The organism is Phenylobacterium kunshanense, assembly GCF_003254525.1.
Lineage (GTDB): Bacteria > Pseudomonadota > Alphaproteobacteria > Caulobacterales > Caulobacteraceae > Phenylobacterium > Phenylobacterium kunshanense.
Window position 1 is genome coordinate 267,039 of the sequence record NZ_QFYS01000004.1, and the last position, 23,171, is coordinate 290,209.

Annotated in this window: 22 protein-coding genes; 8 read left to right on the forward strand and 14 right to left on the reverse strand. The window is 69.9% G+C overall.

Features of this window, described 5'->3' with window-relative positions; translation table 11 throughout:
• Positions 1–58 precede the first annotated feature (58 nt).
• From uvrB to DJ019_RS11515, 3 genes are all read right to left on the reverse strand, one after another.
• The gene (gene uvrB, locus DJ019_RS11505) at positions 59–2,302 is read right to left on the reverse strand and encodes an excinuclease ABC subunit UvrB (protein WP_111276175.1); all 2,244 of its coding nucleotides are present in this window, start codon (positions 2,300–2,302) and stop codon (positions 59–61) included.
• A gap of 102 nt (positions 2,303–2,404) precedes the next feature.
• Entirely contained in the window at positions 2,405–2,953 is a 549-nt protein-coding gene (locus DJ019_RS11510; protein ID WP_111276176.1) for a cytochrome b, read from the reverse strand.
• Positions 2,954–3,021: 68 nt separating this feature from the next.
• Positions 3,022–3,927, reverse strand: coding sequence for an alpha/beta fold hydrolase (locus tag DJ019_RS11515; protein WP_111276177.1), 906 nt, complete (start codon positions 3,925–3,927; stop codon positions 3,022–3,024).
• A gap of 119 nt (positions 3,928–4,046) precedes the next feature.
• Between DJ019_RS11515 and DJ019_RS11520 the strand changes: the two genes are divergently transcribed.
• Positions 4,047–4,391: a PadR family transcriptional regulator gene (locus DJ019_RS11520; protein WP_111276264.1), complete on the forward strand. Its 345-nt coding sequence runs from the start codon at positions 4,047–4,049 to the stop codon at positions 4,389–4,391.
• The gene (locus DJ019_RS11525; RefSeq protein WP_111276178.1) at positions 4,388–5,359 is read left to right on the forward strand and encodes a hypothetical protein; all 972 of its coding nucleotides are present in this window, start codon (positions 4,388–4,390) and stop codon (positions 5,357–5,359) included. The genes DJ019_RS11520 and DJ019_RS11525 overlap by 4 nt, the downstream gene beginning before the upstream one ends.
• A 151-nt stretch (positions 5,360–5,510) precedes the next feature.
• Here DJ019_RS11525 and DJ019_RS11530 read toward each other — a convergent pair whose 3' ends face one another.
• Positions 5,511–5,690: a hypothetical protein gene (locus tag DJ019_RS11530; RefSeq protein WP_111276179.1), complete on the reverse strand. Its 180-nt coding sequence runs from the start codon at positions 5,688–5,690 to the stop codon at positions 5,511–5,513.
• 431 nt (positions 5,691–6,121) lie between these two features.
• On the opposite strand from DJ019_RS11530, the gene DJ019_RS11535 reads away from it, so the two are divergent.
• Positions 6,122–7,054, forward strand: coding sequence for a cell wall hydrolase (locus tag DJ019_RS11535; protein WP_111276180.1), 933 nt, complete (start codon positions 6,122–6,124; stop codon positions 7,052–7,054).
• Here the strand turns inward: DJ019_RS11535 and DJ019_RS11540 are convergent.
• A complete protein-coding gene (locus tag DJ019_RS11540; protein WP_111276181.1) occupies positions 7,017–7,835 on the reverse strand; it encodes an SDR family oxidoreductase in 819 nt (272 codons plus the stop codon). The genes DJ019_RS11535 and DJ019_RS11540 overlap by 38 nt on opposite strands.
• Positions 7,836–7,897: 62 nt before the next feature.
• On the opposite strand from DJ019_RS11540, the gene DJ019_RS11545 reads away from it, so the two are divergent.
• Entirely contained in the window at positions 7,898–8,443 is a 546-nt protein-coding gene (locus DJ019_RS11545) for a DUF1003 domain-containing protein (RefSeq protein WP_111276182.1), read from the forward strand.
• Here DJ019_RS11545 and DJ019_RS11550 read toward each other — a convergent pair.
• On the reverse strand, positions 8,440–9,375 hold the full coding sequence (locus tag DJ019_RS11550) for a GlxA family transcriptional regulator (protein WP_111276183.1): 936 nt from the start codon (positions 9,373–9,375) through the stop codon (positions 8,440–8,442). The two genes, DJ019_RS11545 and DJ019_RS11550, sit on opposite strands and share 4 nt — an antisense overlap.
• Positions 9,376–9,456: 81 nt before the next feature.
• Here DJ019_RS11550 and DJ019_RS11555 point away from each other — a divergent pair, with 81 nt between their 5' ends.
• Positions 9,457–10,143: a DJ-1/PfpI family protein gene (locus tag DJ019_RS11555; RefSeq protein ID WP_111276184.1), complete on the forward strand. Its 687-nt coding sequence runs from the start codon at positions 9,457–9,459 to the stop codon at positions 10,141–10,143.
• A gap of 3 nt (positions 10,144–10,146) precedes the next feature.
• Here the strand turns inward: DJ019_RS11555 and DJ019_RS11560 are convergent, their stop codons facing one another.
• The 4 genes from DJ019_RS11560 to nadA form a co-directional block, all read right to left on the reverse strand.
• Entirely contained in the window at positions 10,147–10,674 is a 528-nt protein-coding gene (locus tag DJ019_RS11560) for a Rid family hydrolase (protein ID WP_240606448.1), read from the reverse strand.
• 93 nt (positions 10,675–10,767) lie between these two features.
• On the reverse strand, positions 10,768–11,622 hold the full coding sequence (gene nadC / locus DJ019_RS11565) for a carboxylating nicotinate-nucleotide diphosphorylase (RefSeq protein ID WP_111276185.1): 855 nt from the start codon (positions 11,620–11,622) through the stop codon (positions 10,768–10,770).
• 58 nt (positions 11,623–11,680) lie between these two features.
• A complete protein-coding gene (locus DJ019_RS11570; RefSeq protein WP_111276186.1) occupies positions 11,681–13,189 on the reverse strand; it encodes an L-aspartate oxidase in 1,509 nt (502 codons plus the stop codon).
• The gene (gene nadA, locus DJ019_RS11575; RefSeq protein WP_111276187.1) at positions 13,189–14,274 is read right to left on the reverse strand and encodes a quinolinate synthase NadA; all 1,086 of its coding nucleotides are present in this window, start codon (positions 14,272–14,274) and stop codon (positions 13,189–13,191) included. Before nadA ends, DJ019_RS11570 begins: the two co-directional genes overlap by 1 nt.
• Before the next feature lie 373 nt (positions 14,275–14,647).
• Between nadA and DJ019_RS11580 the strand changes: the two genes are divergently transcribed.
• Entirely contained in the window at positions 14,648–16,675 is a 2,028-nt protein-coding gene (locus DJ019_RS11580; RefSeq protein WP_111276188.1) for a PAS domain-containing hybrid sensor histidine kinase/response regulator, read from the forward strand.
• A 44-nt stretch (positions 16,676–16,719) separates the two neighbouring features.
• Positions 16,720–17,499, forward strand: coding sequence for a hypothetical protein (locus DJ019_RS11585; protein WP_111276189.1), 780 nt, complete (start codon positions 16,720–16,722; stop codon positions 17,497–17,499).
• 9 nt (positions 17,500–17,508) lie between these two features.
• On the opposite strand, the gene DJ019_RS11590 is transcribed toward DJ019_RS11585, so the two are convergent.
• Positions 17,509–19,875: a hybrid sensor histidine kinase/response regulator gene (locus DJ019_RS11590; protein WP_111276190.1), complete on the reverse strand. Its 2,367-nt coding sequence runs from the start codon at positions 19,873–19,875 to the stop codon at positions 17,509–17,511.
• A gap of 163 nt (positions 19,876–20,038) precedes the next feature.
• Between DJ019_RS11590 and DJ019_RS21555 the strand changes: the two genes are divergently transcribed.
• A complete protein-coding gene (locus DJ019_RS21555) occupies positions 20,039–21,241 on the forward strand; it encodes a cell wall hydrolase (protein WP_205854143.1) in 1,203 nt (400 codons plus the stop codon).
• A 3-nt stretch (positions 21,242–21,244) separates the two neighbouring features.
• Here DJ019_RS21555 and DJ019_RS11600 read toward each other — a convergent pair whose 3' ends face one another.
• From DJ019_RS11600 to trxB, 3 genes are read right to left on the reverse strand one after another with little or no spacing between them, the layout of a single operon-like run.
• On the reverse strand, positions 21,245–21,568 hold the full coding sequence (locus DJ019_RS11600; protein WP_111276192.1) for a hypothetical protein: 324 nt from the start codon (positions 21,566–21,568) through the stop codon (positions 21,245–21,247).
• Between the two features lie 37 nt (positions 21,569–21,605).
• Positions 21,606–22,091 (reverse strand): GNAT family N-acetyltransferase, encoded by a 486-nt coding sequence (locus DJ019_RS11605; protein ID WP_111276193.1) that lies wholly within the window; start codon positions 22,089–22,091, stop codon positions 21,606–21,608.
• 7 nt (positions 22,092–22,098) lie between these two features.
• The gene (gene trxB / locus DJ019_RS11610; RefSeq protein WP_111276194.1) at positions 22,099–23,112 is read right to left on the reverse strand and encodes a thioredoxin-disulfide reductase; all 1,014 of its coding nucleotides are present in this window, start codon (positions 23,110–23,112) and stop codon (positions 22,099–22,101) included.
• Positions 23,113–23,171 lie beyond the last annotated feature (59 nt).

Consider the following 23,171-nt stretch of genomic DNA (forward strand, 5'->3'; position numbering starts at 1 on the left):
CCATCATTGTGGTCGCCGTGTTCGTGGTGCGCCGGGACCGGGACCTGTAGGCGGGCCCCTACTTCCGCCGCCCCTTCCGGAACGCCTCGGCCTTCTCGGCCCGCACCTCGGCCTTCACGCGCTTCACGGCGCCCTTGTCGACGGCCTCGCCCTCGCCGGTGAGCATCTCGTTGGCGAACTCGAGGTCCAGCATCTTCAGGCGCTTGATCTCGTCGCGCAGGCGGGCGGCGGTCTCGAACTCCAGGTTGGCGGCGGCCTCGCGCATCCGGGCTTCCAGATCCTTGAGGGTGGCCTTGAAGTTGTCGCCGAAGAACGGCTTCTCCCCCTCGGCCACGCCGGCCTGGACGGTGACGTGGTCCTTCTCGTAGGGGCTGGCGAGGATGTCCTTGATCTGGCTCTTCACGCTCTCGGGCGTGATGCCGTGCTCGAGGTTGTAGGCCTCCTGCTTCTCACGGCGGCGCTTCGTCTCGGCCATGGCGCGTTCCATGGAGCCGGTCACGTGGTCGGCGTAGAGGATCACCCGGCCGTCGACGTTCCGCGCGGCGCGGCCAATCGTCTGGATCAGTGAGGTCTCCGAGCGGAGGAAGCCCTCCTTGTCGGCGTCGAGGATGGCGACGAGGCCGCACTCGGGGATGTCGAGGCCCTCGCGCAGCAGGTTGATGCCCACCAGCACGTCGAAGGCGCCGAGCCGCAGGTCGCGGATGATCTCGATCCGCTCCAGGGTGTCGACGTCGGAGTGCATGTAGCGCACGCGCAGGCCTTGCTCGTGCATGTACTCGGTGAGGTCCTCGGCCATCTTCTTGGTGAGGACGGTGATCAGGGACCGGTAGCCGCGGGCGACCGTCTGGCGGACCTGGTCGATGACGTCGTCCACCTGGCTGAAGCCGTCCTTCGACACCGGCTTCACCTCGACCGGCGGGTCGATCAGGCCGGTGGGGCGGATCACCTGCTCGGCGAAGACGCCGCCCGTCTTCTCCATCTCCCACGGGCCCGGGGTGGCGGAGACGAAGACGCTGTCCGGCCGCATGGCGTCCCACTCCTCGAACTTGAGGGGGCGGTTGTCCATGCAGGAGGGCAGGCGGAAACCGTATTCGGCGAGGGTGAACTTGCGGCGGTAGTCGCCCCGGTACATGGCGCCGATCTGGGGCACCGTCTGGTGGCTCTCGTCGACAAAGAGCAGAGCGTTGTCGGGGATGTATTCGAAGAAGGTCGGCGGCGGCTCGCCCGGCCGGCGGCCGGTGAGGTAGCGGCTGTAGTTCTCGATGCCGGCGCAGGAGCCGGTGGCCTCGATCATCTCGATGTCGAAGGTGGTGCGCTGCTCCAGCCGCTGGGCCTCCAGCAGCTTGCCGTTGGCGACCAGCCAGTCGAGGCGCTCCTTCAGCTCGGCCTTGATGTAGTTGATCGCTTGGCGGAGCGTCGGGCGCGGCGTGACGTAGTGGCTGTTGGCGTAGATCTTCACGCCGGCCAGGTCGGCGGTCTTCTTGCCGGTGAGCGGATCGAACTCGGTGATGGATTCGATCTCGTCGCCGAAGAGGCTGATGCGCCAGGCGCGGTCCTCATAGTGGGCGGGGAAGATCTCGATGGTGTCGCCGCGGCGGCGGAAGGCGCCGCGCTCGAACGCCTGGTCGTTGCGCTTGTATTGCAGGGCCACCAGGTCGGCCATCAGCTTCTTCTCGTCGATCCGGTCCCCGGGCTGGATCTGGAAGGTCATGGCCGAATAGGTCTCGACCGAGCCGATGCCGTAGATGCAGGAGACGGAGGCCACGACGATGACGTCGTCACGCTCCAGGATCGCGCGGGTGGCCGAGTGGCGCATCCGGTCGATCTGCTCGTTAATCGAGCTGTCCTTCTCGATGTAGGTGTCGGTCCGGGGGACGTACGCCTCGGGCTGGTAGTAGTCGTAGTAGCTGACGAAGAACTCGACCGCGTTGTCGGGGAAGAAGCTCTTGAACTCGCTGTAGAGCTGGGCCGCCAAGGTCTTGTTGGGCGCGAGGATCAGCGCCGGACGCTGGGTCTCCTCGATGATCTTGGCCATGGTGAAGGTCTTGCCCGAGCCGGTGACACCGAGCAGGACCTGGTCTCGCTCGTCGGCCTCGATCCCCGCCACCAGCTCGCGGATCGCCTGCGGCTGGTCGCCGGCGGGCTGGTAGGCGGAGGCCAGCTTGAACTTCCGCCCACCCTCGCTCTTCTCCGGGCGCACCGGGCGGTGCGGCTTCCAGAGCATGGGCATGGTGTTCTCGTCGTAGTCGAAGGCGGCCGACATATCGGCGACGCCCCCGGCCGGGGCGGCGGTGCGGGGCATGGCGCGAAAGTAAGGTCTCCGGGCGGCGGACGCCACCGGAACGCGCGGCGCGTCTGCAGGCTGCTGACAGGAGGGTGGCGGCAGCCCCTCAGTTCGGCGGGCTCACCGCGTGGGCCAGAGCATCCGCTTCAGCGTGGCGTCGCGGTCGATGACCACGTGCTTGAGCGCGCCCAGGACGTGCAGGGCCAGCAGCGGCCAGAGCACGTTCGGCGCGACCTTGTGGGCGACCTCGGCCGCCTCGTGCAGCCAGGGGACCTTGGCCGGGAAGGGGCTGGGGATCATGCCCCAGTCGAAGATCGCGATACCCCGGGCGTTGGACCAGATCACCAGCGGGCCAGTGACGATCTGGACCAGGATCATCAGCAGGAACAGGCCCTGGATCGCCTTGGCCGCGATCTGCAGGGGCCGCTTGCGCTCCAGGGGGGCCGGGGCCGGCTGGGTGGCGGTCCAGATCAGCCGGGCGGCCAGGAAGGTGAAGAGCAGCATCCCCACCGACACGTGGTTGGTCATGGCGACCAGTTTGGCCGCGCGGTCCTCGGCTTCCTCAAGCCGTTCGCCCAAGAGGTAGAGCGCGATCACGCCGACGGCCGAGATCCAGTGCAGGGCGATGGCCACCCAGCCGTAGCTGGTACGGGTGTTGGTGAGGGACATGGCGAACTCCGGACTTCGGCGGGGCTTAACCGTAGGCCGGCGCGGCCGCGTTGATCGAGATCAGATGGCTACCGCCGCGCGTCGAGCCAGTCGCGGACCGTCCGATTGACCAGAGCCTCGGCGTCGTGCTGCACGAAGTGGCCGGCGGCGGGGGCCATGACGATGGTGGTGTCGGCGTCGATGAAGTCCCAGGTCCCCGAATGGCCGGCGGCGTTGAGGGCGGTGTCCTTCATGCCGTGGATCACCAGGGTCGGGACCTTCACGCGCATGCTGGCCACGGGCGGCTGCGGGTCGGCCGGCGGGGCGCCGCCGGCGCGCGGGTAGTTGGCGCGGTAGTAGTTCATCATCGCCGCGAAGTCGGATCGCTTGAGGGCTTCGACCTGTGCGGCGCGCTTCGCCGGGTCCTTCACCCAGGCGGCGAGCGCTTCGGCGTTCAGGGCCTTCTCCGACCCCTCCTGCTGGAAGACGCGGGCATAGTTCGAGCCTTCCTGCTGCGCCTTGTTGGTCGCCAGTTCGCGGCCCATGCCGGCAGGGTGGGGGACGCTCATGATCACCAGACGCCTCACCAGCTCCGGCCGCTGGAAGGCCACGCGCCAGGCGATCGCCGCGCCCCAGTCGTGGCCGATGACGATGGCGTCCTTCCGGCCCTCGGCGGCGATGACCGCCGCCACGTCGCCCACCAGGTTCGGCATGGCGTAGGCCTCGACGCCCATGGGCTTGTCCGAGAGGTTGTAGCCGCGCAGGTCGAGGGCGGCGGTCCGGTAGCCGGCCTTGTTCAGCTCGGCCATCAGCGGCGTCCAGGTGCCCCAGTAGTCTGGGAAGCCGTGAATCAGCACCACGAGCGGACCCTCGCCCTCCACGGCGTAGTGGATATTCACGTCGCCGTTCGTGGCGGTCCGGTCCCGCGGCGCGGCGTCGGCCGCAGGAGCGGCGGCCAACAGCAGGGTGGCGGCGGCGAGAGCGGCGCGGAGCATTGGGCGGTTCCTCTTGGATTTACGGCGTAGGCTAACACGCTCACCACAACCCGCGAGTGCTGTGTCGCGCACAGTATATCTAGACACTGTGCGCCGCACAGTGTATGCCGCACAGCACGATGCCAAGCGACGCCGACATCTTCGAGACACTCCGGCAGGAGCTGCGCCGCGGGTCGCTGATTCTGGCGGTCCTGGGGCAGCTCCGGTCCGAGCACTACGGCTACACGCTGCGACGGGCGCTGGGGGATGCGGGCGTCGAGATCGACGAGGGGGCGCTCTATCCGATGCTGCGACGGCTGGAGGCCCAGGGCCTCCTCACCAGCGAGTGGCGGGAGGAGGAGCGCCGCAACAAACGCTTCTACCGACTTTCTGACGAGGGGGGCGCCGTACTCGGCCGGCTCGTCAAGGAATGGGCGTCGCTGAACGCCTCGGTGGACGCGATCCTGAAGGGGAACACGCGATGAGCGACCTGATCGAACGGTACCTGGCGGCGGTCGGCCGCGCGCTGCCGGAGGGCCAGCGCGCCGATATCGTCGCCGAGTTGCGGGACGAGCTGTTGTCGGCCGTCGAGGCGCGGGAGGCCGAGCTGGGCCGGCCGCTCACCGTGGGCGAGGCGGAGGCCCTGCTTCTGGAGCGGGGCAATCCGCTGGTCGTCGCAGGGCGGTTCCGGCAGGTCCAGTATCTGGTCGGGCCCGAGATGTTCCCGATGTGGTGGGCGGTGCTGAAAGTTGTGCTGGGCGTGGTGGCGGCGGTCTATGTGGTGGCCATCGCGCTGGAGATCGCCTTCCAGAACAGCGACGGCGCCATAAGGGTGGCGCTGCCGGGGGTGTTCACGACACTGATGACCGCGTTCGGCTCCGTGACTCTGGCGGCGGTGGCGGCCGAGCGACTGGGCTGGGCCCGAGCGCTCTATCGCTGGACGCCTCGCGACCTGCCGCCGCCCAGGGCCAAGGCGCGGTCGACGTTCGAGATTGTCACTGAGATCGGCCTGGAGATCGTCTTCCTGCTGTGGTGGTTCGGGCTGATCCGGTTCAGCAACCTCGTCCCCTGGGGCGAGCTGGAGGTGGAGCTGTCGGCCGCCTGGGCGACGTTCTTCTGGCCGGTCGCGCTCTACAGCGTCGTCGAGCTGGCGATCAATCTGCTGGCCTTGGCGAGGCCCGGCTGGACCGGCGTCCATGCCGCGCTGTCGGTGGGGCGAGGGTTGCTGGGCGCCGCGATCCTGATCCCGCTGCTGCGGGCGGGGAACTGGGTCAGCGTGTCGTCGGCCAAGTTGTCGGCCGAACGGGCGCTGGAGGTGCAGGCGAACATCGACCTGGTGGTGCGGGTATCACTGGGGGTCGCCCTGATCGCGGTGCTGGTGAAGCTGGCGTTGGACGCGTCGGCGGCCTGGCGGGCATTCCGGACCGGAGGCGGCGTGGCTCACCTGGCCTAGTAGCCGCCCCGCGCCACGCTGGTTGCGACCAGGATGACGCCGACCAGCGTCAGGACCGCGATGATGAGGTTGCGCATCCCGCGCCTCCCGCTGCCTGCGGGAGGTACGGGAGAGGGCGCGCAACGGATGCGGTGCGAGGAAGTGGCGCGCCCTAGTTGTCCACCGTCTTGCTGATGACGGTCCCCGCGGCGGCGCCCGCCGCGGCGCCGACCGGCCCCCCGACCACGGCCCCGGCCACCGCGCCGGTGGCGGCGCGCTGCTCGGTGTTGTGGCCACAGGCGCCCAGTGCGAGGGCGGCCGACGCCGAGATCAGGATGAGGGGCAGGCGCATGGCGGTCTCCTAGGAACTTCGGAGGCAGAACAGCCACGCGACCGATGGGTTCCGCCCAAGCTTGCCGGACGGTCGCCCTAAGGTTAACGCGCGCGGTTTCAGAAGAATTGAGTGTTAAGAGAAGAACAGATCGCGCCTCGCGGGAACAATTCGAAATTCCCCAGGGTTCTCAGGCTTGTGCGCGATCGGACGCATCTCAGCCAGCGCCTGGCGGCGGGGCGCCGTTAATGCTGCGGTGCAAAAAATTCTTGCCAGACGGCCCTTCCGCATTCATAGGTCCTTCATCATTTGCCGTCGCCTGCCCCATCACGGAACTCGGGGCCAGGCTGGCCGCGGCCGCCGCCAGCAAGAGCAGGGGCGCCCGGGGCGACATCTGAGTTGGGGGGCGCGCTGGCCCTCGTCGCTGAGGACCGTCAGTTTTGCAGTATGGAATGAAGGCGCGCGCCGAAGGGCGTACGCTGTTCAGCGCCGCTTTGGCGGGCGCAGGCATGGGCCTGGGCCTGGGCGCGATCTACCTGGCCGCCGGCATGGGCGGCCACGCGGCCGAATACGCACATGCGCGCCAGATGGCTGATGCGGCAACGCGCGGCTATGCGGGTTCGCACCTCGAAGCCAACGCGCAAGGCCTGCGCACCGGCCTTGTTCAATACGGCTTCCTGCCCGGCGCGGATGCGCAGGCGGTGGCTAGCCGTTTCGACGCCGATCGCGGTGCGGCCAAGGCCCGCCAGCGCGCGGATCTCGAATGCCTTACCCAGGCCGTCTACTATGAAGCCCGCGGCGAGAGCGTCCGCGGCCAGGCCGCCGTGGCGCAGGTCGTGCTGAACCGGGTGAAGCATCCGGCCTTCCCGAAGACGGTCTGCGGCGTGGTGTTCCAGGGCGCCGGGCGCTCCGGCTGCCAGTTCAGCTTCGCCTGTGACGGCTCGATGCGCCGCCGCCGCGAGCCGGGCGCTTGGGAGGCGGCTCGCGACGTCGCCACGCGCGCCCTGACCGGCGCCATCCGGGCCGAAGTCGGCGCGGCCACGCACTTCCACACGACGCACGTCTCCCCGATCTGGGCGCCGCACATGGCCCGCGTGACGCAGGTGGGCCTGCACGTGTTCTACAAGTTCTCGCCGCGCCGGAAGGGCAGCCCGGCCGCGCCGGTGGCCGAGGCGATCACACTGGTGTCGGCGCCGGCCGCCCAGGTCGGCGACCTGCGGGTCACGCCGGCGCTCGAGGCCGCGGTGGAGGCGTCGTTGGACGTTTCTCCGAACGCCACCCCGGCCCCCAAGCCCGCGGCGCCGGCGGCCGACGACGCCGCCAGGCCGGCCGCCGTCGAGGCGCGCCTCACATCTCCTCAACCTGTCGCCGCAGGCGGTTCCTGACCAGAGCTGGCGCGAGCCGGTTCAGGAACCCGATCCGCCGCGCCTGGCCGCCCACCAGGTGGTGCAGCCCCTTGCCGTGGACGGATCTCCAGATGGCCTCGGCGACCTCCTCCACGGGATAGACCGGCACCTTCTGGTGGCGGAGCGAGACGCGCAGGTCCTCGTTGCCTGAGAACCGCGCCTTGTCGAGCAGCGGCGTGTCGATGAACCAGGGCAGGATGCAGCGGACGCCCACGCCCACGCGCGCGTACTCGGCCTCCAGCGCCTCGGACAGGCCGCGGACGGCGAACTTCGTGGCCGCGTAGACCGCCATCCGGGGCGGCGCGACGACCCCCGCCACGGACGCGACATTCACGACCATCGCCCCCGGCGTGGCGCACAGCAGGTCGAACGCGGCCTGGCAGCCGTTCAGCACGCCCTTCAGATTGACGTCGATCTGAAGGTCCACCTCTTCGGCCGACTGGGCCTCCAGGTAGCCACCCCTGGCAAGGCCGGCGTTGTTCAGCAGGACATCCAGCCGACCGTCGGTCAGCTTGGCGAAGGCGGCGAGTTCGGCTCTCCACGCGCTGCGGTGGCGCACGTCGAGCCGGTGGGTGGAACCGTTGGCGGCGCCGATCGCTTCCAGCGCCGCCATGAGCCCCTTGGCGTCGATATCGGCGAAACCCACGAACCAGCCCTCCCGCGAAAAGCGCTTGGCGGTCGCCAGGCCGATCCCGCTGGCGCCGCCGGTGATGAAGATCGTGCGTCGGCCGTCCGCCCGCGCCCTTCCGCTTGCCGCCATCGGTGAGTCCCCCTGAAGGTTGGCGAGGCTACATCGGCACGGCGCATGTGAGGAGGAATCCGATGGCGGTCGACGCCCGAGAACAGCTTTCCAGAGACCTGCTCGGATGCCCGTGGGACGATCTGACCGACGTCCAGCGGAGCGTGATCAACCTCATCGCCACCGAGGCGCCCACGGGCATCAGTGAAAAGCTGAAGATCGATGACCGCAAGCCCGGCGAGAAGCTGGCCGACAGGGTGGCCTCAGTGGGCGGATCGTGGGGGTTCATCCTCGGCTTTGCGGCGGCGCTGGTCGTGTGGATGGGGTGGAACGTCGCGACCCGTGGTGTCGGCCTGGCCTTCGATCCCTATCCCTTCATCTTCCTGAACCTGATGCTGTCGACCCTGGCGGCGGTGCAGGCGCCGATCATCATGATGAGCCAGAACCGCGCGGCGAAGCGGGACCGCGAGGCGGCCGAGCACGACTATGTCGTCAACTTGCGGGCCGAGCTGGAGATCATGCACCTGCACGACAAGGTGGACGCCCTGCGCCAGCGCGAGCTGCTGGGGATCATCAAGCGCCAGAACGAGAGCCTGCGGATCCTGCGGGCGCAGGGGATCAGCGACTAATGTCTCGCGGCCCGCCGCAGGGCCTGCGCCGGCTGGCCGAAAGCACGCAGGAAGGCGCGGCGCATCCGTTCCGGATCGCCAAATCCCGTGGCTTCGGCGACCCGGTCGATGGGATCGTGGCCCGTCTCCACGGCAGTACGCGCCGCCTCCAGGCGCAGGCGCTCGACCGCCTTGGCCGGTGTCGTGCCAGTCTCGGCGGTGAAGGCGCGGGCGAAATTGCGGGGGCTCATGGCCGCCTGCTCGGCCAGGCGCTCCACCGGCAGCGGCTCGCTGAGGTGGTCGCGGATCCAGTCCATCAAGTCTGAGAAGCGCCCGGTGCGACCGCCCAGCTCGACCAGCGCCGAGAACTGCGACTGGCCGCCCGGCCGGCGTTGATGGACCACGAGCTGCTGTGCGGTGCTACGCGCCACTCCCGTCCCGAGATCCTCCTCGATGAGCGCCAGCGACAGGTCGATCCCCGCCGTGATGCCGCCCGAGGTCCAGACGTCGCCGTCGCGGATGAAGATGCGGTCGGCGTCCAGCTTCACCTTCGGATATCGGCGGGCGAAGTCGTCGGTGCGGCTCCAGTGGGTGGTGGCGCGGCGACCGTCCAGCAGGCCGGCCTCAGCCAGCACATAGGCGCCCGAGCAGACGCTCGCCGGGCGCCGGACCTCCACGTGACGGATCCAGCGGATGATCTCGCGCAGCTCGTCGAGCGACCGGGTCCCGTCGCCACCGGAGATCAGGATCGTGTCGAACGGTCCGTCCGACAGCGGTTCGGCCGCCATGCGGGCCCCGGACGAGCTGGCGACGTCGCCGCCTCCGGGCGCCAGGACCGAGATCGCGTAGGCGCCGGGCCGATGGCGCTCGGCGATCTCGAAGGCCGAGAGCGGGCCTGCCGCGTCCAGGAGCTGGAAGCCCGGGAAGATCACGACCGCGATGCGGCGTGTCATGGCAGATTCCGTGGGAACAATGTCATTTCGGCCAAACCATGCCGCGCCTACGATCTCCACGTCAACCGCACGGAGGCGCCCATGGCCCGCACCCAGATCGTCATCGCCCTCTATCCGGGCGTCACGCACCTCGATTTCACCGGGCCGCATCAGGTGCTGACCCGCACGCCGGACGCGGACCTGACCGTGGCCTCGGTCGGCGGGAGGGACATCGAGGCCGAGGGGCTCACCTTCACGAAGCTGGCCGACCTTTCGAAGATCGAGCGTTGCGACGTGCTCATCGTGCCGGGCGGGTTCGGAACCGCTGACGCCATGCTGGACGAGGCGTTCATGCGCGACATCCGGCGGCTGGGCGCCGGTGCGAAGTACCTCACCTCCGTCTGCACGGGCTCGCTGATCCTGGGCGCGGCCGGCTTCCTCAAGGGCAAGCGCGCGGCCTGTCACTGGGCCTGGCGGCCGCTGCTGGAGCCCTTCGGCGCCACCGTGAGCGAGGAGCGCGTCTGCCGGGACGGCAATCTCATCACCGGGGGTGGCGTCACCGCCGGGATCGACTTCGCGCTGGTGCTGCTGGCCGAGCTGGCCGGCGAGGACTACGCCCAGTCGATCCAGCTTGGCCTCGAATACGCGCCCGACCCGCCCTTCAACGCCGGCCGTCCCGAGCTGGCGAGGCCTGAGATCCTGGCCGAGGTGAAGGCGCGCATGGCCGCCCTGGCCGACACCCGCTTCGCCGCCGCGACCGAGGCGGCCAGCCGGATGGAGCCGGCCTGAGCCCTACTTCCGAGGGGCGTAGGCGATCATCTGGATCTCGACGACCCCGTCGTCCGCCAGCAGGCCCGTCGTGCCGACCGCCGTCCAGGCGGGGTGCGGCGGGCCCATGAACTCGTCCTTCACGGCGCTGAGGGCGGCGAACTGCTCGTCGCGCGTGCCCTTGAAGCCTGGACCGTCCCAGACGTGGAAGGTGTTGACCATCACCACGTCCGCGAAGGTCAGGCCGTGGGCCTTGAGGTTGGCCTCGATGGCCTTGAAGGCGCGGCGCGCGTAGCCCTTGAAGGCCTCCGGACCGCGGTCGGCCGCGCCGTTGGGGCCGGCGACCACGCCAGAGATGTAGACGAAGTCGCCGGCGCGCCGGGAGGGCGCGTACCTGTAGTCGTCATAGGCGCGCTGGAAACCCGGAACCGGAATGACCACCTCGCCGCCCGGCGCCGGAATCCGCTTGGGGTAGTCCGTGGGGGCGGGCGACTGGGCCTGGGCGGCGGCCGGGGTGAGCAGGGCGATGGCGAGGGCGGCGAGCTTGAACATGCCTGCCCCTTACGCGCCGATCGAAGGCGCCGCAAAATGAAGCCTCGGCAATGCGACGAAGGCCGACCCGGGAGCGACCAACGCAGGTTCGGGCTATGCCGTGACCGCGTCCAGCCCGATGTCGACCACCCGCGCCGAATGGGTGAGGGCGCCAATGCTGATCACGTCCACGCCGGTCTCGGCGATCTCCCGGACCGTCTCCAGCGACACGCCGCCCGAGGCTTCGAGCGTCACCCGGCCATTCACCAGCGTCACCGCTTCGCGCATGTCCTCCAGGCCGAAGTTATCGAGCATGATGACGTCGGGATCGTGGGCCAGCGCTTCGCGGAGCTGCAGCAGGCTGTCGACCTCGACCTCCACTTTCACCAGATGGCCGGCGTAGGCCTTCGCCCGGCGCACCGCCTCGCCGACCGAGCCGCAGGCGGCCACGTGGTTGTCCTTGATGAGGATGGCGTCGTCGAGGCCGAAGCGATGGTTCACGCCACCGCCGCAGCGCACGGCGTACTTCTCCAGCGCGCGCAGGCCCGGCGTGGTCTTGCGCGTGTCGGTGATCTTGGCGCGGGTCCCGGAGATGGCGTCGACGAAGTCCTGGGTCAGAGTCGCCACGCCGCACAGGCGCCCCAGGATGTTCAGCGCGGTGCGCTCGGCGGCGAGGATGGCGCGGGCGTTGCCGCTGACGCGGGCGAGGGCGGTGCCGGCGGGGACGGCCTGGCCGTCGGCCGATAGCGGCTCGACGGTGGCGGTGGGATCGAGCTCGGCAAGGGTCAGACGGATGACCGACAGGCCCGCCACCACGCCGCCGCGCCGGCAGACGAAGTCGGCGGTCAGCGTCGCGTCGGCCGGCACGCAGGCCCGGGCGGTGATGTCGCCCGCGCGGCCGAGGTCTTCGGCGAGCGCCGCCCGGATCACCGGGGAGAGCAGGAGGTCGGGAAGGGGCTCGATCGTCATGGGGTCTCCACGGCCGCCAGAGTGATGCGCCGGCCGGACGGCTGGATCAAGGTGATGCTCAGGCGGCCTTGCAGGCGGCGCTCTGCGGCAGGGTGACGAAGGTGCGCTCTGGCGCAGCCGCAGTCGGGAAGTCGGACCGGAAGTGGCCGCCCCGGCTCTCGCGCCGCGCCAGGGCGCTCGCGGCGACGAGACGGGCGGCCACGAGGGCGGGAACCTCCCCGTGCACGGCGCGCAGGGCGTCGATGTGCGTCAGCAGGCGGCCGAGGCCGACGCCGTCGCGCACCACCCCAGCATCCTGGCTCATCGCCGTCCGCAGGCTGGCCAGGGCCTCGGCCGGCAGTTCGGGCGCGGCTTGGGCGCGGAGCAATGGCGCGACGCCGGGCGTCTCGTCGCGGGCGGCCTGGCCGGCGCGCGCGCCGAACACCGCAGCTTCCAATAGCGAGTTGGACGCCAGACGGTTGGCCCCATGCACGCCCGTCGAGGCGCATTCGCCGGCGGCGTAGAGGCCGGGCAGGTTGGTTCGCCCCTCATCGTCCGTGGCTATGCCGCCCATGTGGTAGTGGCAGGCCGGCGCCACGGGGATCGGCTGGACGCGCGGGTCGACGCCACCGCCCAGGCAGGCCGCGAAGACCGCGGGAAACTCTTCGGGGAAATGCGCGCCGACCGCCTCGCGAGCGTCGAGGAAGGCGCCGCGGCCGGCCTCGCGCTCGGCATGGATCGCCCGGGCCACGACGTCGCGCGGCGCCAGCTCGGCGTCGGGGTGGTAGCGGGCCATGAACGGCCGCCCGTCAACGCCGACCAGCTTCGCCCCTTCGCCGCGCAGGGCTTCGGTGGCCAGCGGCGCGGGGTCGCGGCCGATGTCGATGGCCGTGGGGTGGAACTGCACGAACTCGGGGTCGGCGATGGTCGCGCCCGCCAGGGCGGCCAGGCCCAGGCCGTCGCCGGTTAGCTCGGCCGGGGTGGTTGTGACGGCATAGAGGCCGCCGATGCCGCCGGTGGCGAGGATCACCGCATTGGCCAGGATCTCCACCGGCTGCCCGTCGATCCGGGCCACCACGCCGCGCACGCGGCCCGTGGCGTCCTGGATCAGGCCCGCTAGCTTCGCGCCCGTCCGGACCTGAACGTGCGGGGCGGAGAGGGTGGCGACGACGACCGCGTCCATGATGGCCCGGCCGGCCTGGTCGCCCTTCACGCGGGCGACGCGTGCCCGGCTGTGGGCGGCTTCCAGGCTCTGGGCGAAGCCGCCGTCCGGCGTCCGGTCGAAGGGCGCGCCGAGGTCGGCCAGCCGACGCACCGCGGCGGGGCCCTCCTCGGCCAGCAGCCCGGCGACCTCGGGGACGACCAGGCCCGCGCCGGCGGTCACCGTGTCGGCGGCGTGCAGGGCAGGGGCGTCGTCGGCCGACAGCGCGGCCGCCACCCCGCCTTGGGCCCAGGCCGATGAGCACCCGAAGCTGAGCGGGGCCCCTGTCAGGACGAGAACCTTGGCGGGCGCGGCGGCCAGGGCGGCGGTAAGGCCCGCCAGCCCCGCGCCGACCACCACCACGCCATCGTGGCGGATGCGCTCCATCAGATCAGTTCCACGTCCACGTGGTGGCGGGCCTTCACGAGGTCGTAGCGGGCCGGCTGGGCCGGCGGCGGCAGGTCGACCATCCGCTGGACCGCCAGCCGTGCGCGATCAGCGATCGCCGGATCCACGGTGACTTCGTAGCGCTCGTGCAGCAGGGCCTCGTAGATGTTCTCGAGGCTGATCATCTTCATGTGCGGGCACAGGTTGCAGGGGCGCACGAACTCGGTGCCCACCGCATCGGCGGCCACGTTGTCGGCCATCGAGCACTCGGTGATCAGCACGACGCGCTTCGGCTTCCGCTGCAGCACGTAGTCGTTCATCGCCGCGGTCGAGCCGGCGAAATCCGAGACCTCCAGCACCTCGGCCGGGCACTCCGGGTGCGCGAGCACCTCGGCGTCCGGATAGGCGGCCTTGATCTCCAGGATGTCGGCGGCCGTGAAGCGCTCGTGCACCTCGCAGCGGCCCTTCCAGGCGATGATGCCGATATCGGTCTGGCGGGCGACGTTGCGGGCCAGGAACTCGTCCGGGATCAGGATCACCCGGTCGACGCCCCATTGGCGCGCGGCTTCCTCCACCACCTGCACGGCGTTGGCGCTGGTGCAGCAGATGTCGGTCTCGGCCTTCACGTCCGCTGTGGTGTTCACATAGGTGACCACCGGCAGGCCGGGGTAGCGCTGCTTGATCAGGCGCACGTCCGCGCCCGTGATCGAGCTGGCCAGCGAGCAACCCGCGCGCAGGTCCGGGATCAGGACGCGCTTTTCGGGGCTCAGGATCTTGGAGGTCTCGGCCATGAAGTGCACGCCGGCCTGGACGATGATCTTCGCGTCCGAGCGGGCGGCCTCCTTGGCCAGGCCCAGGCTGTCGCCCACGTAGTCGCCGACCCCGTGGAAGATCTCGGGCGTCATGTAGTTGTGGGCGAGGATGACGGCGTCCTTCTCGCGCTTCAGCCGGTTGATCTCGGCGATGAGCGGAGCGTGGAGACGCCACTCCATGGGCGTGACGTGGCGCTTCACCTTCTCCCACATGGGAGAGGTCTGAGCTTCGATCTCAGGGGTGAACGCGAACTGGAAACCGTCGGCGGCCATGGAACCCTCCTTATGCTCAAAGTGAGCATTTCTCAGGCCTATAAAAACGCGCCAGGGCGACCCGGGCGCCTCAGGCTTTTGCTCAATTCGAGCATAACCTGCCAGACACATATAGCGCTGATGTCGGCGCGCGCAAGGGTGATTCCGTGACGGCCGTGGATCGGATGACCCCGGGGCAGGGGGTGCGGTGCGACCGCCAGACGCTCAGCGAACTGCGATGCAGTATCGAAGTTCGTCGAAAATATATCTTCGATGCGGTGTGAATAGTTAGCTGCGCAACTCTAGCGATAACTGGGCGACGTTGTGCTGCATAATTCTCGGTTAACTGTTGTAGATGCTCGCTTGAATGAGATTCGCAATATTCGGATAGATCGTGCGCCCATCGGAGACGCCAGCCCTGACGACCGGGAAGATCGAGGTGGAGCCCGAGCTTCTCGAGCGACTGAAGCTCCAGTCCGCGATCCTCGACAGCGCCGGCTACGCGATCATCGCCACGGATCCCTCTGGCGTGATCACCGAATTCAACCGAGCCGCCGAGCGGATGCTGGGCTACGCGGCCGAGGAGATGATTGGCCGCTACACGCCGGAAGTCCTTCACGTTGAAGCGGAGGTGATCGCGCGGGCCACGCAGTTCGGCGCCGAGGTGGGCCTGCCGGTCACGCCCGATTTCGACACTTTCGTGGTCAAGGCCCGACTGGGCCTGCCCAACGAGCACGAATGGACCTACGTCCGGAAGGACGGCTGCCGGTTGTCGGTGCTGCTGAACATAACGGGGCTGAAGGGCGCGACCGGCGAGATCACCGGCTACCTCGGCATAGCCTCCGACATCACCCGCCGGAAGCAGGCGGATGATGATCTGCGGGCCAGCGAGGAGAAGCTGCGCAAGCTGTTCGAGCTGTCGTCGTTGGGCATCGTCCTGACGACATTCGACGGGCGGTACGTGGAGTTCAACGACGCCTTCTGCCAGCTCACCGGCTACGCCCGCGAAGAGCTCCTGACGCTCGACTACTGGACCCTCACGCCGGAGGAATATGCGGCGGACGAGGAGGCCCAGCTTGCGTCGCTCGAGCGACATGGCCGCTACGGTCCCTACTACAAGGACTATGTGACGAAGTCGGGCGTCCGCACGCCCCTTCGACTCAACGGCATGACGCTGACCGGCCCGGATGGTCAGCGTTACATCTGGTCGATCGTGGAGGATATCTCGGCGGATCTCGAAGCGCGCGCCGAGCTGGTGGAGGCGCGGGCGGAGGCGGCGAACCTCGCCAAGTCCGAGTTCCTGGCCAACATGAGCCACGAGATCCGCACGCCGCTGAATGGGGTCGCGGGCGTGGCGGGCGCCCTGGCGCGGACGCCGCTGACCGGTCCGCAGCGGGAGATGGTCTCGATCATCGAGAGCTCGGCGCGCACGCTGGAGACCCTGCTGAGCGACATTCTCGACCTGGCACGGGTCGAGGCGGGCAAGTTCGAGCTGCGGCCCGAGCCGTTCGACCTGGCCTCGTCGGTGACGGCCTGCGCGGCGCTCTTCGACGCAGCCGCCCAGGCCAAGGGGCTGGACCTTGAGGTGGAGATCACGCCGGAGGCCACGGGGTGCTACGTCGGCGACGCCGCCCGCCTACGCCAGATCTTGTCGAACCTGCTCGGCAACGCGCTGAAGTTCACGACGCACGGCGGGGTTCGCCTGCATGTCGGCGCAGCGGCGTCTGGCCGGGGGCTCGAGTTCCGGGTTTCCGACACCGGGATGGGCTTCGACGCGGAGGCCAAGAGCCGCCTGTTCGCGCGATTCGAGCAGGCCGACGGATCGATCACGCGGCGCTTCGGCGGCAGTGGGCTGGGACTGGCGATCTCGCGGGCCCTGGCGGACGCCATGGGCGGGGCGCTGGACGCCGAGGCCGAACCCGGGCGCGGGGCGACATTCACGCTGACGCTGGATCTGCCGAGGTCGGCGACGCCGTCGCCCCAACGGGTGGAAGCCGAGTTCGAAGACGATGTGTCGGTCGGCGGCCTGCGGGTGCTGTTGGCCGAGGACCACCCGACGAACCGCCGTGTGGTGGAACTGATCCTCGGTTCGGCCGGCGTGGATCTCGCCTGCGTCGAGAACGGCGCCGAGGCTGTGGAGGCCTTCGCCGGAGGGGGCTTCGACATGGTCCTGATGGACGTCCAGATGCCCGTGATGGACGGGCTGACGGCCGTTCGCGAGATCCGGGCGCGGGAGGCGGCCGCCGGCGCCCTGCGCACGCCGATCTTCGTGCTCACGGCCAACGCCATGCCCGAGCACGTCAGCGCCTCCCGAGCGGCCGGCGCCGACGGCCATATCTCAAAGCCCATCAACGCCGACGAACTGCTCAGGGTGGTCGCGTCCGCTGCGGCGGGCGCCAGACAGTCTGGCTCCGCGGTCTGAAATCGTCGGCTGAAATGGGCGGCCGCGGAGGCTAGGCTTGGTCCATGCCGTCTCAGAGTCCGCCCGATCGAGCGACGCGCGCCGCGCGGCTGGCCGGTGTGTTCGAGGTGCAGCTCAGGCTGGCGCGGCGGATGGCTGAGCTGACCGGCGCGCCACTGGGCGATATGGTCTTGCGACACACCAATCTGCACAGGCGTTTCGGCCTGGGCCGAATCAGCGCCGGGGTTGCGCCGGCCTGGGCGCCGTTCGCCGAGGCGCTGGAGCGGGCCGCCGACCTGTCGGAGCAGGTTGCGATCGTCCAGGCGACGTTCGTCGCGGCTCAACCGGAAACGTATCCGGGCCCGGGCCGGACGGGCTTCGGCTGTTTCGCCTGCGACGACGCGGCCTCGGCGGATGGAGCGGTGCACATCCACTTCCGCAACGCCGACACCTGCGAGGCGGGCGGGCCGCTCTCGGCCGCGAAGCTGGCCCGACGCAAGGCCGAGATGGCGGCGCTGGTGGCGCATGTCCGGGTCAGGCTGCCCCAGGCCAGCCACATCCGCGGGCGATCCTGGCTCTACAATCTCGAAGCCTATCGCCGGGTCTTTCCTCCGGACTATGGGGCATCGCGCCGGTCGGTCGGAGACGAGCCTGTGCGGCTGGACGGCAACTCGCTCTGGGGCCAGCTGATCGGCAGCGATGAGGGCGTGCGGCCTGGGGTGCGGGACGCGGTCGTGTCGGCCTTGCCGGGCCTGGACCCGTCGGCGCCCTGGAAGGTCTTTCCGCTGAGCGTCCTCGCCACCGGCGCGCCACTGGAGAGCTTCGAGGCCTTCTACCGATCCTGACGTCGCGCCTCAGGCGCCTGCCGACGACGCCATCACGTCGGCGATCATCCGGGCGAGCTGGTCCTGGCCATAGGGCTTGCGCAGCAGCGGCCAGGACGACTCCTCCGCGGCCGATAGCACCTCGCCCGTGTACCCGGACGACAGGATCACTGGCAGATCGGGACGTCGCGCAACGGCCTCGCGGGCGAGGTCCACGCCCGACAGCGCGCCGGGCATGATCAGGTCGGTCAGCATTAGGTCGAAGGGCTCTCCGGAGTCGAGGACCTCCAGCGCGGCCGCGGCGTGCCCGCAGAGCGTCACCTTGTGGCCGAGTTCACGCAGCATGGCTTCAGCCAGCTCCGCCACCTGCGGGTCGTCCTCCACCAGCAGCACCTTTAGGGCCGGGCCGACGGCGGCGGTCGCGCCGGCCTCGGCCTCGGGCCGCGCAGCGGCGTCGACCGGCGCCCGGGGCAGGTAGAGGCAGACGCGGGTTCCCTCGCCCCGCACCGAGTGGAGGGTGACCGCCCCGCCGCTCTGGTGGGCGAACCCGTAGACCTGCGAGAGGCCGAGGCCGGTGCCATGCCCCGCCGCCTTGGTCGTAAAGAAGGGTTCGAAGGCCCGGGCGATGGTGGCTTCGTCCATCCCCGCGCCCGTGTCCTGGACGGCTACGGTGACATAGTCGCCTGCGTCCAGGGGGTCGATCTGCCGCGCGGCCAGGCGCACCGCCGCCGTCTCGATGCGGATGGCTCCACCGGGGGGCGTCGCGTCCCGGGCGTTGACCACCAGGTTCATGACCGCCGCCTCGAACTGGCTCGGGTCGACGTTGGCCACGACGCCCGGCGCCTGCAGGTCCAGACACAGGCTGGCGGTCTCGCCCACCGCGCGACGGAGCAGCGGCTCACCCTCCAGGAGCAGCGCGTCGACGGCCACCGGCTCGGGTTTCAGCGCCTGGCGACGGGAGAAGGCCAGAAGTTGCTGGGTCAGCCGCTCGCCGCGCCGCGCCGCGCCGAGCGCCGCTTCGATCATGCGCTCGCGGCGAACCGCGTCGTCGGGCCGGCGCTGCATGAGGTCGAGCGCGCCGATCACCACGGTGAGGAGGTTGTTGAAGTCATGGGCCACACCGCCGGTCAGCCGGCCGACCGCTTCGAGTTTCTGCGCGCGCTGGAGCGCAGCCTCGGCCTCGTCCCGCTCGGCCAGCGCGGCGTCCACGCGCTCGGCCAGCAGATCGTTGATGCGGGTGAGGTCGCCCTGGACCCGATGAGCCTCGGTGGTGTCATAGGCGACGCCGATATAGCCGTGCAGTTCTCCGTCAGGACCCAGCCGGGGCTTCGAGATGGTGCGCAGCCAGCGCCACTCGCCGTCGGCCCGGCGGAACCTTGCCTCGACGGTGATCGATCCTCCCTCGGCGCCTTGGCGGGCGGCGTCGCGACGGAGGGGCTGGGCGTCCTCGGGATGAACCTTCTCGAAGAGGCGGCCCGAGGTCGCCGTGGCGAAATCCACGCCGAGGAAATCGAGGTAGGTCTGATTGACGAACTCGCGTCGGTTATCTGGGCCCGAGATCCACATCATGATCGGCGCGCTGTCGGCCAGGGTGCGGAAGCGGTGCTCGCTTTCGCGCAGCAGGTCCTCGGCGCGGCGCTGCTCGGTGACGTCGTAGCCGACACCGACGAAGCCGGCGAACGCCCCGTCGGCCCCCCAGCGCGGCTGCGAGACCGATCGCACCCAGCGGTACTGCCCATCGTGGCGCAGGTAGCGCGCCTCCAGCGTGAAGAGGCTGCGCGAAGCTTCGCCCTCGGCCTGCTCCCGTAGAACGCGCGCGATGTCGTCGGGGTGCAGCACGTTGCGCCAGTCGAACTCGATCGCGTCCTGGTAGCCCACGCCCAGGAAGTCGACATACGCGCGGTTCGCGAACTCCCGGCGGCCGTCCACCCGGGTCACCCACATCAGGATAGGCGCGCTGTCGGCCAGGGCGCGGAACCGGTCTTCGGTGGCGATGACGGTCTGCTGCGCCGCCGCCTCGGCCTCGGCGGCCTCGTCCAGGCGGACCAGCGCCTCGCGGAACCCTGCGGCCACCAGGACCGTGATAGCTCCCGAGAGGACGAAGAGGCCCAGCAGGGCGAGGGCGTCGCTGGGGATCGCGAAGGCGCTCGGGGAGATGAGGTGCAGGCCGACCGCCGCGGCCAGCGCAGCCCAGCCCCACCGGGCGCCGGCGGCGAGGGTCACCACGATCAGGGCCGGGAAGTAGGTGACGGACAGGCCAAGTCCTCGGTCGAAACCCAGGACCAGCACGCGGACAGCGACGGCCGCGCCAAGGGCGACGACGCTGATCCCCAGGCTCGCCAGGATCCCGGGCGAGCGCCTCGGGATCAACCGCAGCGGCCATAGCGGCGGCGTCATTGGATAATCAGGCCCCCTTCAAGCCCTTCAGCATGGGCCGGGGCCATTAGGGTTGCAACCATCAGCCGTTGACCCGCCCGCGTCGTGACGCTTGCACGAATTTTGCCTGTCACGAGTCCAAATATCGCCGGTTTGGGCCTATATGCGACGCCTTGGACGCACCGTGGGGAAGACCCTGAAGACATTCTCGCGCCATCCCCTCCGTGCTTCGCGGGTGAAGATCGGGGCCGCCCTGGCTCTGACGGTGCTGGCCGCCGGGCCTGCCTGTGCGCCCGCCGATGGCGGGTTGAGCCAGGCGGAGACGGTGCGCCTCGTATCGCGGGACCTGTCGGACGGCGCTCTGCTGAGACTGGCGTCCGGCATGGATCCGGCCATGCGGGCTCTGGCGCTGCGGCACGATCCGGGTTCGCGGGCGCCGGACTTCTGGGCCCGTCCCAAGGGCTGGGGCAGCCTCGACCTCGATCAGGCGCCGTCGCTGGGGTTCGCCACGGCGGACGGGCAGACGGCGGAGGAGCTGAACGCCCTGCGCCCATTCGCGGAGCTGCCGATCCGGCCGATGAAGCCCTTCGTGCTCAAGGCTTCGGGCGAGGATCGGGCGCGGGCGGTCGAGTGCCTGGCGCAGGCCGTCTATTACGAAGCGGCGCGGGAACCCCAGGTCGGCCAGGAAGCGGTCGCCCAGGTCGTGCTGAATCGGATGCGGCATCCGGCGTATCCAAAGACGGTCTGCGGCGTGGTCTATCAAGGCTCGGCCCGCGCCACCGGTTGCCAGTTCACCTTCACCTGCGACGGCTCCCTGGCCTATGCGCCGGTTCCGGCGCTGTGGAAGCGGGCGCGCGCCGTCGCGGAGCGGGCGCTGAACGGCCATGTCGACAAGACGGTGGGGTCGGCGACGCACTATCACGCACAGTACGTGGCGCCATACTGGGCTCCGACGCTGGTCAAGATGGCCCAGGTGGGTCAGCACATCTTCTACCGCTGGACGGGGCCGTGGGGCGAGCCGCCCGCCTTCACAGGCCGCTATGCCGGGGGCGAGGCCTATCTGTCGCCGGCGATCCTGGGCGGCATCGACGGACGGACGCAGGGCGGGCTCTTCTCGCCCGAGACGCAGGGCGTGCCCGGCGAGCGGAAGATCACCCTGGCCGTGGCGGGGGAGGTGCGGACCTACACGGTCTCGGACCCCACGGCGCCGGGCGGCGACCGCACCCGCGTGCGCGGGACTCTGCTGTCGACGCGCCGCCCTCCGACCCCCGACGAGGTGCGGCGGATCAACCAGAGCCTGGAGGCGCTCGAGCGCGACATGGACGCGAAGTCCGCGACCGCCGCCGGTGCGCCTGCGGCCGCCACGATCGCCCAGCCGGGCAGCTAAGCCTCAGCGAAAGGCGAAGCTGAGCCGGGCGCCGACGAAGCGGCCGGTGGGATCGTAGCCATGGGCGGCCGCCGAGCCGCTCCTCTCCGCGCCCGGCTTCAAGCCGCACATGAAGCCAAAGGAACTCGTCACGTCGTCGTCGAGCCGGCGATCGATGGCCGTGCGCGCGACCCCGGGTATCCGCGGGGGCGGCGCGTGGGCGTAGGCCGGCACGAAATCGGTGGCGGGCCTGGCAAGTCGCACGACCGGAGCCGGCTCAGGTTTCGGCGCGATGACCGGCTGAATGGGAACGGCGACAAGCGCTGAAAGAAGGAAAGCGGCCTGCATCCTGGCACTACATCACGACGCGGAGGCAGTGGCGAGCCTAGCCTGAGAAGGCGTCCGGATAGGCCACGTGCATGGGCGCGTCGAAGGCTCCCGGCTCCAGCGCAAGGCCCATGAAGCTCGGACTCCCACTGTAGGGCGCCCTTACGTGCGCCGTCGTCTCCGCCGCGAACCCGAAGCGCGGATAGTAGGCCGGGTGGCCCAGTACGAGGACGCCATGGGCTCCAAATTCGCGCGCCTGCTCGAGGCCCCGCCGCACGAGATCCGAGCCGACGCCCCCGCGCTGCAGGCCCGGGCGCACGGCCAGCGGAGCCAGGGCGGCGAACAGTTCGGCCCGGTCGACCCACAGGCGGCTGAACAGGACGTGGCCGGTCACCGCGCCGGCCTCCTCGGCCACCAGCTCGAAGAGGACGTCGCCGGCGTCACGTAGCCGTTCCACCAGCCGCGCCTCGTCCGCTTGCCCGAACGCCGCCTCGACCACGTCGGCGATGGCGGGTCGGTCGAGGGCGCGGGCAAAGCGGATCATGGCCGTCCTACCAGGCCCCGATCTTCTGGGCTTCGCCGTGGCTGATCGGCTGGTGGGCTTTCTTGTGATCCTCTTCGGCCAGGAACCGGACGGCCTCGAGCGCGGCCATGCAGCCCATGCCGGCGGCGGTGACCGCCTGGCGATAGACGTCGTCCGTGACGTCGCCGGCGGCATAGACACCGGGGATCGCCGTGGAGGCAGTCCCGGGCTTCACCTTCAGATAGCCGGACGCGTCCGTCTCAAGCTGTCCCTGGAAGAGCTGGCTGGCCGGGGCGTGGCCGATGGCGATGAACACGCCGTCCGCCTGGACCACCTGGGTGGAGCCGGTCTTCACGTTTTTCAGGCGCACGCCCGTGACGCCCATCGGTTCGGTGTCGCCCAGGACCTCATCGATGGCGTGGTCCCAGATCACCTCGACCTTCGGATGGTTGAACAGGCGTTCCTGCAGGATCCGCTCTGCGCGGAACTCGTCGCGGCGGTGCACGACCGTCACCTTGGCGGCGAAATTGGTGAGGAACAGGGCCTCCTCCACCGCGGTGTTGCCACCGCCGACCACCACCACGTTCTTGCCGCGGTAGAAGAAGCCGTCGCAGGTCGCGCAGGCCGAGACGCCGAAGCCCTGGAACTTCTGCTCGGTCTCCAGGCCCAGCCACTTGGCCTGGGCGCCCGTAGCGATGATCAGGGTCTCGGCCAGCCAGACCTGGCCGCTGTCGGTCTCCAGCCGGAAGGGGCGCTGGGACAGGTCGGCCTTCGTCACGATGTCGCTGACGATCTCGGTCCCCACGTGGGCGGCCTGGGCCTGCATCTGCTCCATCAGCCAGGGGCCCTGAATCACGTCGGCGAAGCCCGGATAGTTCTCCACATCGGTGGTGATGGTGAGTTGGCCCCCGGGCTGGATGCCCTGGATCAGCACGGGCTTCAGCAGTGCGCGCGCGGCGTAGATGGCGGCCGTGTAGCCGGCGGGGCCGGCGCCCACGATCAGGCAGCGGACGGAGCGGGGTTCGGGTCGAGCTTCGGACATGCCTGCAATGTAGTGACGATTCCGAGCCTGTGCGACGGCCGAACGAATCCGGCTTCACG

Excerpts from the sequence above, each read along its gene's own strand:
- uvrB (WP_111276175.1), bottom strand. The coding sequence starts at position 2,302 with ATGCCCCGCACCGCCGCCCCGGCCGGGGGCGTCGCCGATATGTCGGCC.
- DJ019_RS11530 (WP_111276179.1), bottom strand. The coding sequence starts at position 5,690 with ATGCGCCTGCCCCTCATCCTGATCTCGGCGTCGGCCGCCCTCGCACTG.
- DJ019_RS11560 (WP_240606448.1), bottom strand. The coding sequence starts at position 10,674 with ATGTTCAAGCTCGCCGCCCTCGCCATCGCCCTGCTCACCCCGGCCGCC.
- DJ019_RS11590 (WP_111276190.1), bottom strand. The coding sequence starts at position 19,875 with ATGACGCCGCCGCTATGGCCGCTGCGGTTGATCCCGAGGCGCTCGCCC.
- DJ019_RS11535 (WP_111276180.1), top strand. The coding sequence starts at position 6,122 with ATGAAGGCGCGCGCCGAAGGGCGTACGCTGTTCAGCGCCGCTTTGGCG.
- DJ019_RS11540 (WP_111276181.1), bottom strand. The coding sequence starts at position 7,835 with ATGGCGGCAAGCGGAAGGGCGCGGGCGGACGGCCGACGCACGATCTTC.
- DJ019_RS11525 (WP_111276178.1), top strand. The coding sequence starts at position 4,388 with ATGAGCGACCTGATCGAACGGTACCTGGCGGCGGTCGGCCGCGCGCTG.
- DJ019_RS11585 (WP_111276189.1), top strand. The coding sequence starts at position 16,720 with ATGCCGTCTCAGAGTCCGCCCGATCGAGCGACGCGCGCCGCGCGGCTG.
- DJ019_RS11605 (WP_111276193.1), bottom strand. The coding sequence starts at position 22,091 with ATGATCCGCTTTGCCCGCGCCCTCGACCGACCCGCCATCGCCGACGTG.
- DJ019_RS11545 (WP_111276182.1), top strand. The coding sequence starts at position 7,898 with ATGGCGGTCGACGCCCGAGAACAGCTTTCCAGAGACCTGCTCGGATGC.
- DJ019_RS11515 (WP_111276177.1), bottom strand. The coding sequence starts at position 3,927 with ATGCTCCGCGCCGCTCTCGCCGCCGCCACCCTGCTGTTGGCCGCCGCT.
- DJ019_RS11555 (WP_111276184.1), top strand. The coding sequence starts at position 9,457 with ATGGCCCGCACCCAGATCGTCATCGCCCTCTATCCGGGCGTCACGCAC.
- nadC (WP_111276185.1), bottom strand. The coding sequence starts at position 11,622 with ATGACGATCGAGCCCCTTCCCGACCTCCTGCTCTCCCCGGTGATCCGG.
- DJ019_RS11600 (WP_111276192.1), bottom strand. The coding sequence starts at position 21,568 with ATGCAGGCCGCTTTCCTTCTTTCAGCGCTTGTCGCCGTTCCCATTCAG.
- trxB (WP_111276194.1), bottom strand. The coding sequence starts at position 23,112 with ATGTCCGAAGCTCGACCCGAACCCCGCTCCGTCCGCTGCCTGATCGTG.
- DJ019_RS11510 (WP_111276176.1), bottom strand. The coding sequence starts at position 2,953 with ATGTCCCTCACCAACACCCGTACCAGCTACGGCTGGGTGGCCATCGCC.
- DJ019_RS11570 (WP_111276186.1), bottom strand. The coding sequence starts at position 13,189 with ATGGAGCGCATCCGCCACGATGGCGTGGTGGTGGTCGGCGCGGGGCTG.
- DJ019_RS11550 (WP_111276183.1), bottom strand. The coding sequence starts at position 9,375 with ATGACACGCCGCATCGCGGTCGTGATCTTCCCGGGCTTCCAGCTCCTG.
- nadA (WP_111276187.1), bottom strand. The coding sequence starts at position 14,274 with ATGGCCGCCGACGGTTTCCAGTTCGCGTTCACCCCTGAGATCGAAGCT.
- DJ019_RS11520 (WP_111276264.1), top strand. The coding sequence starts at position 4,047 with ATGCCAAGCGACGCCGACATCTTCGAGACACTCCGGCAGGAGCTGCGC.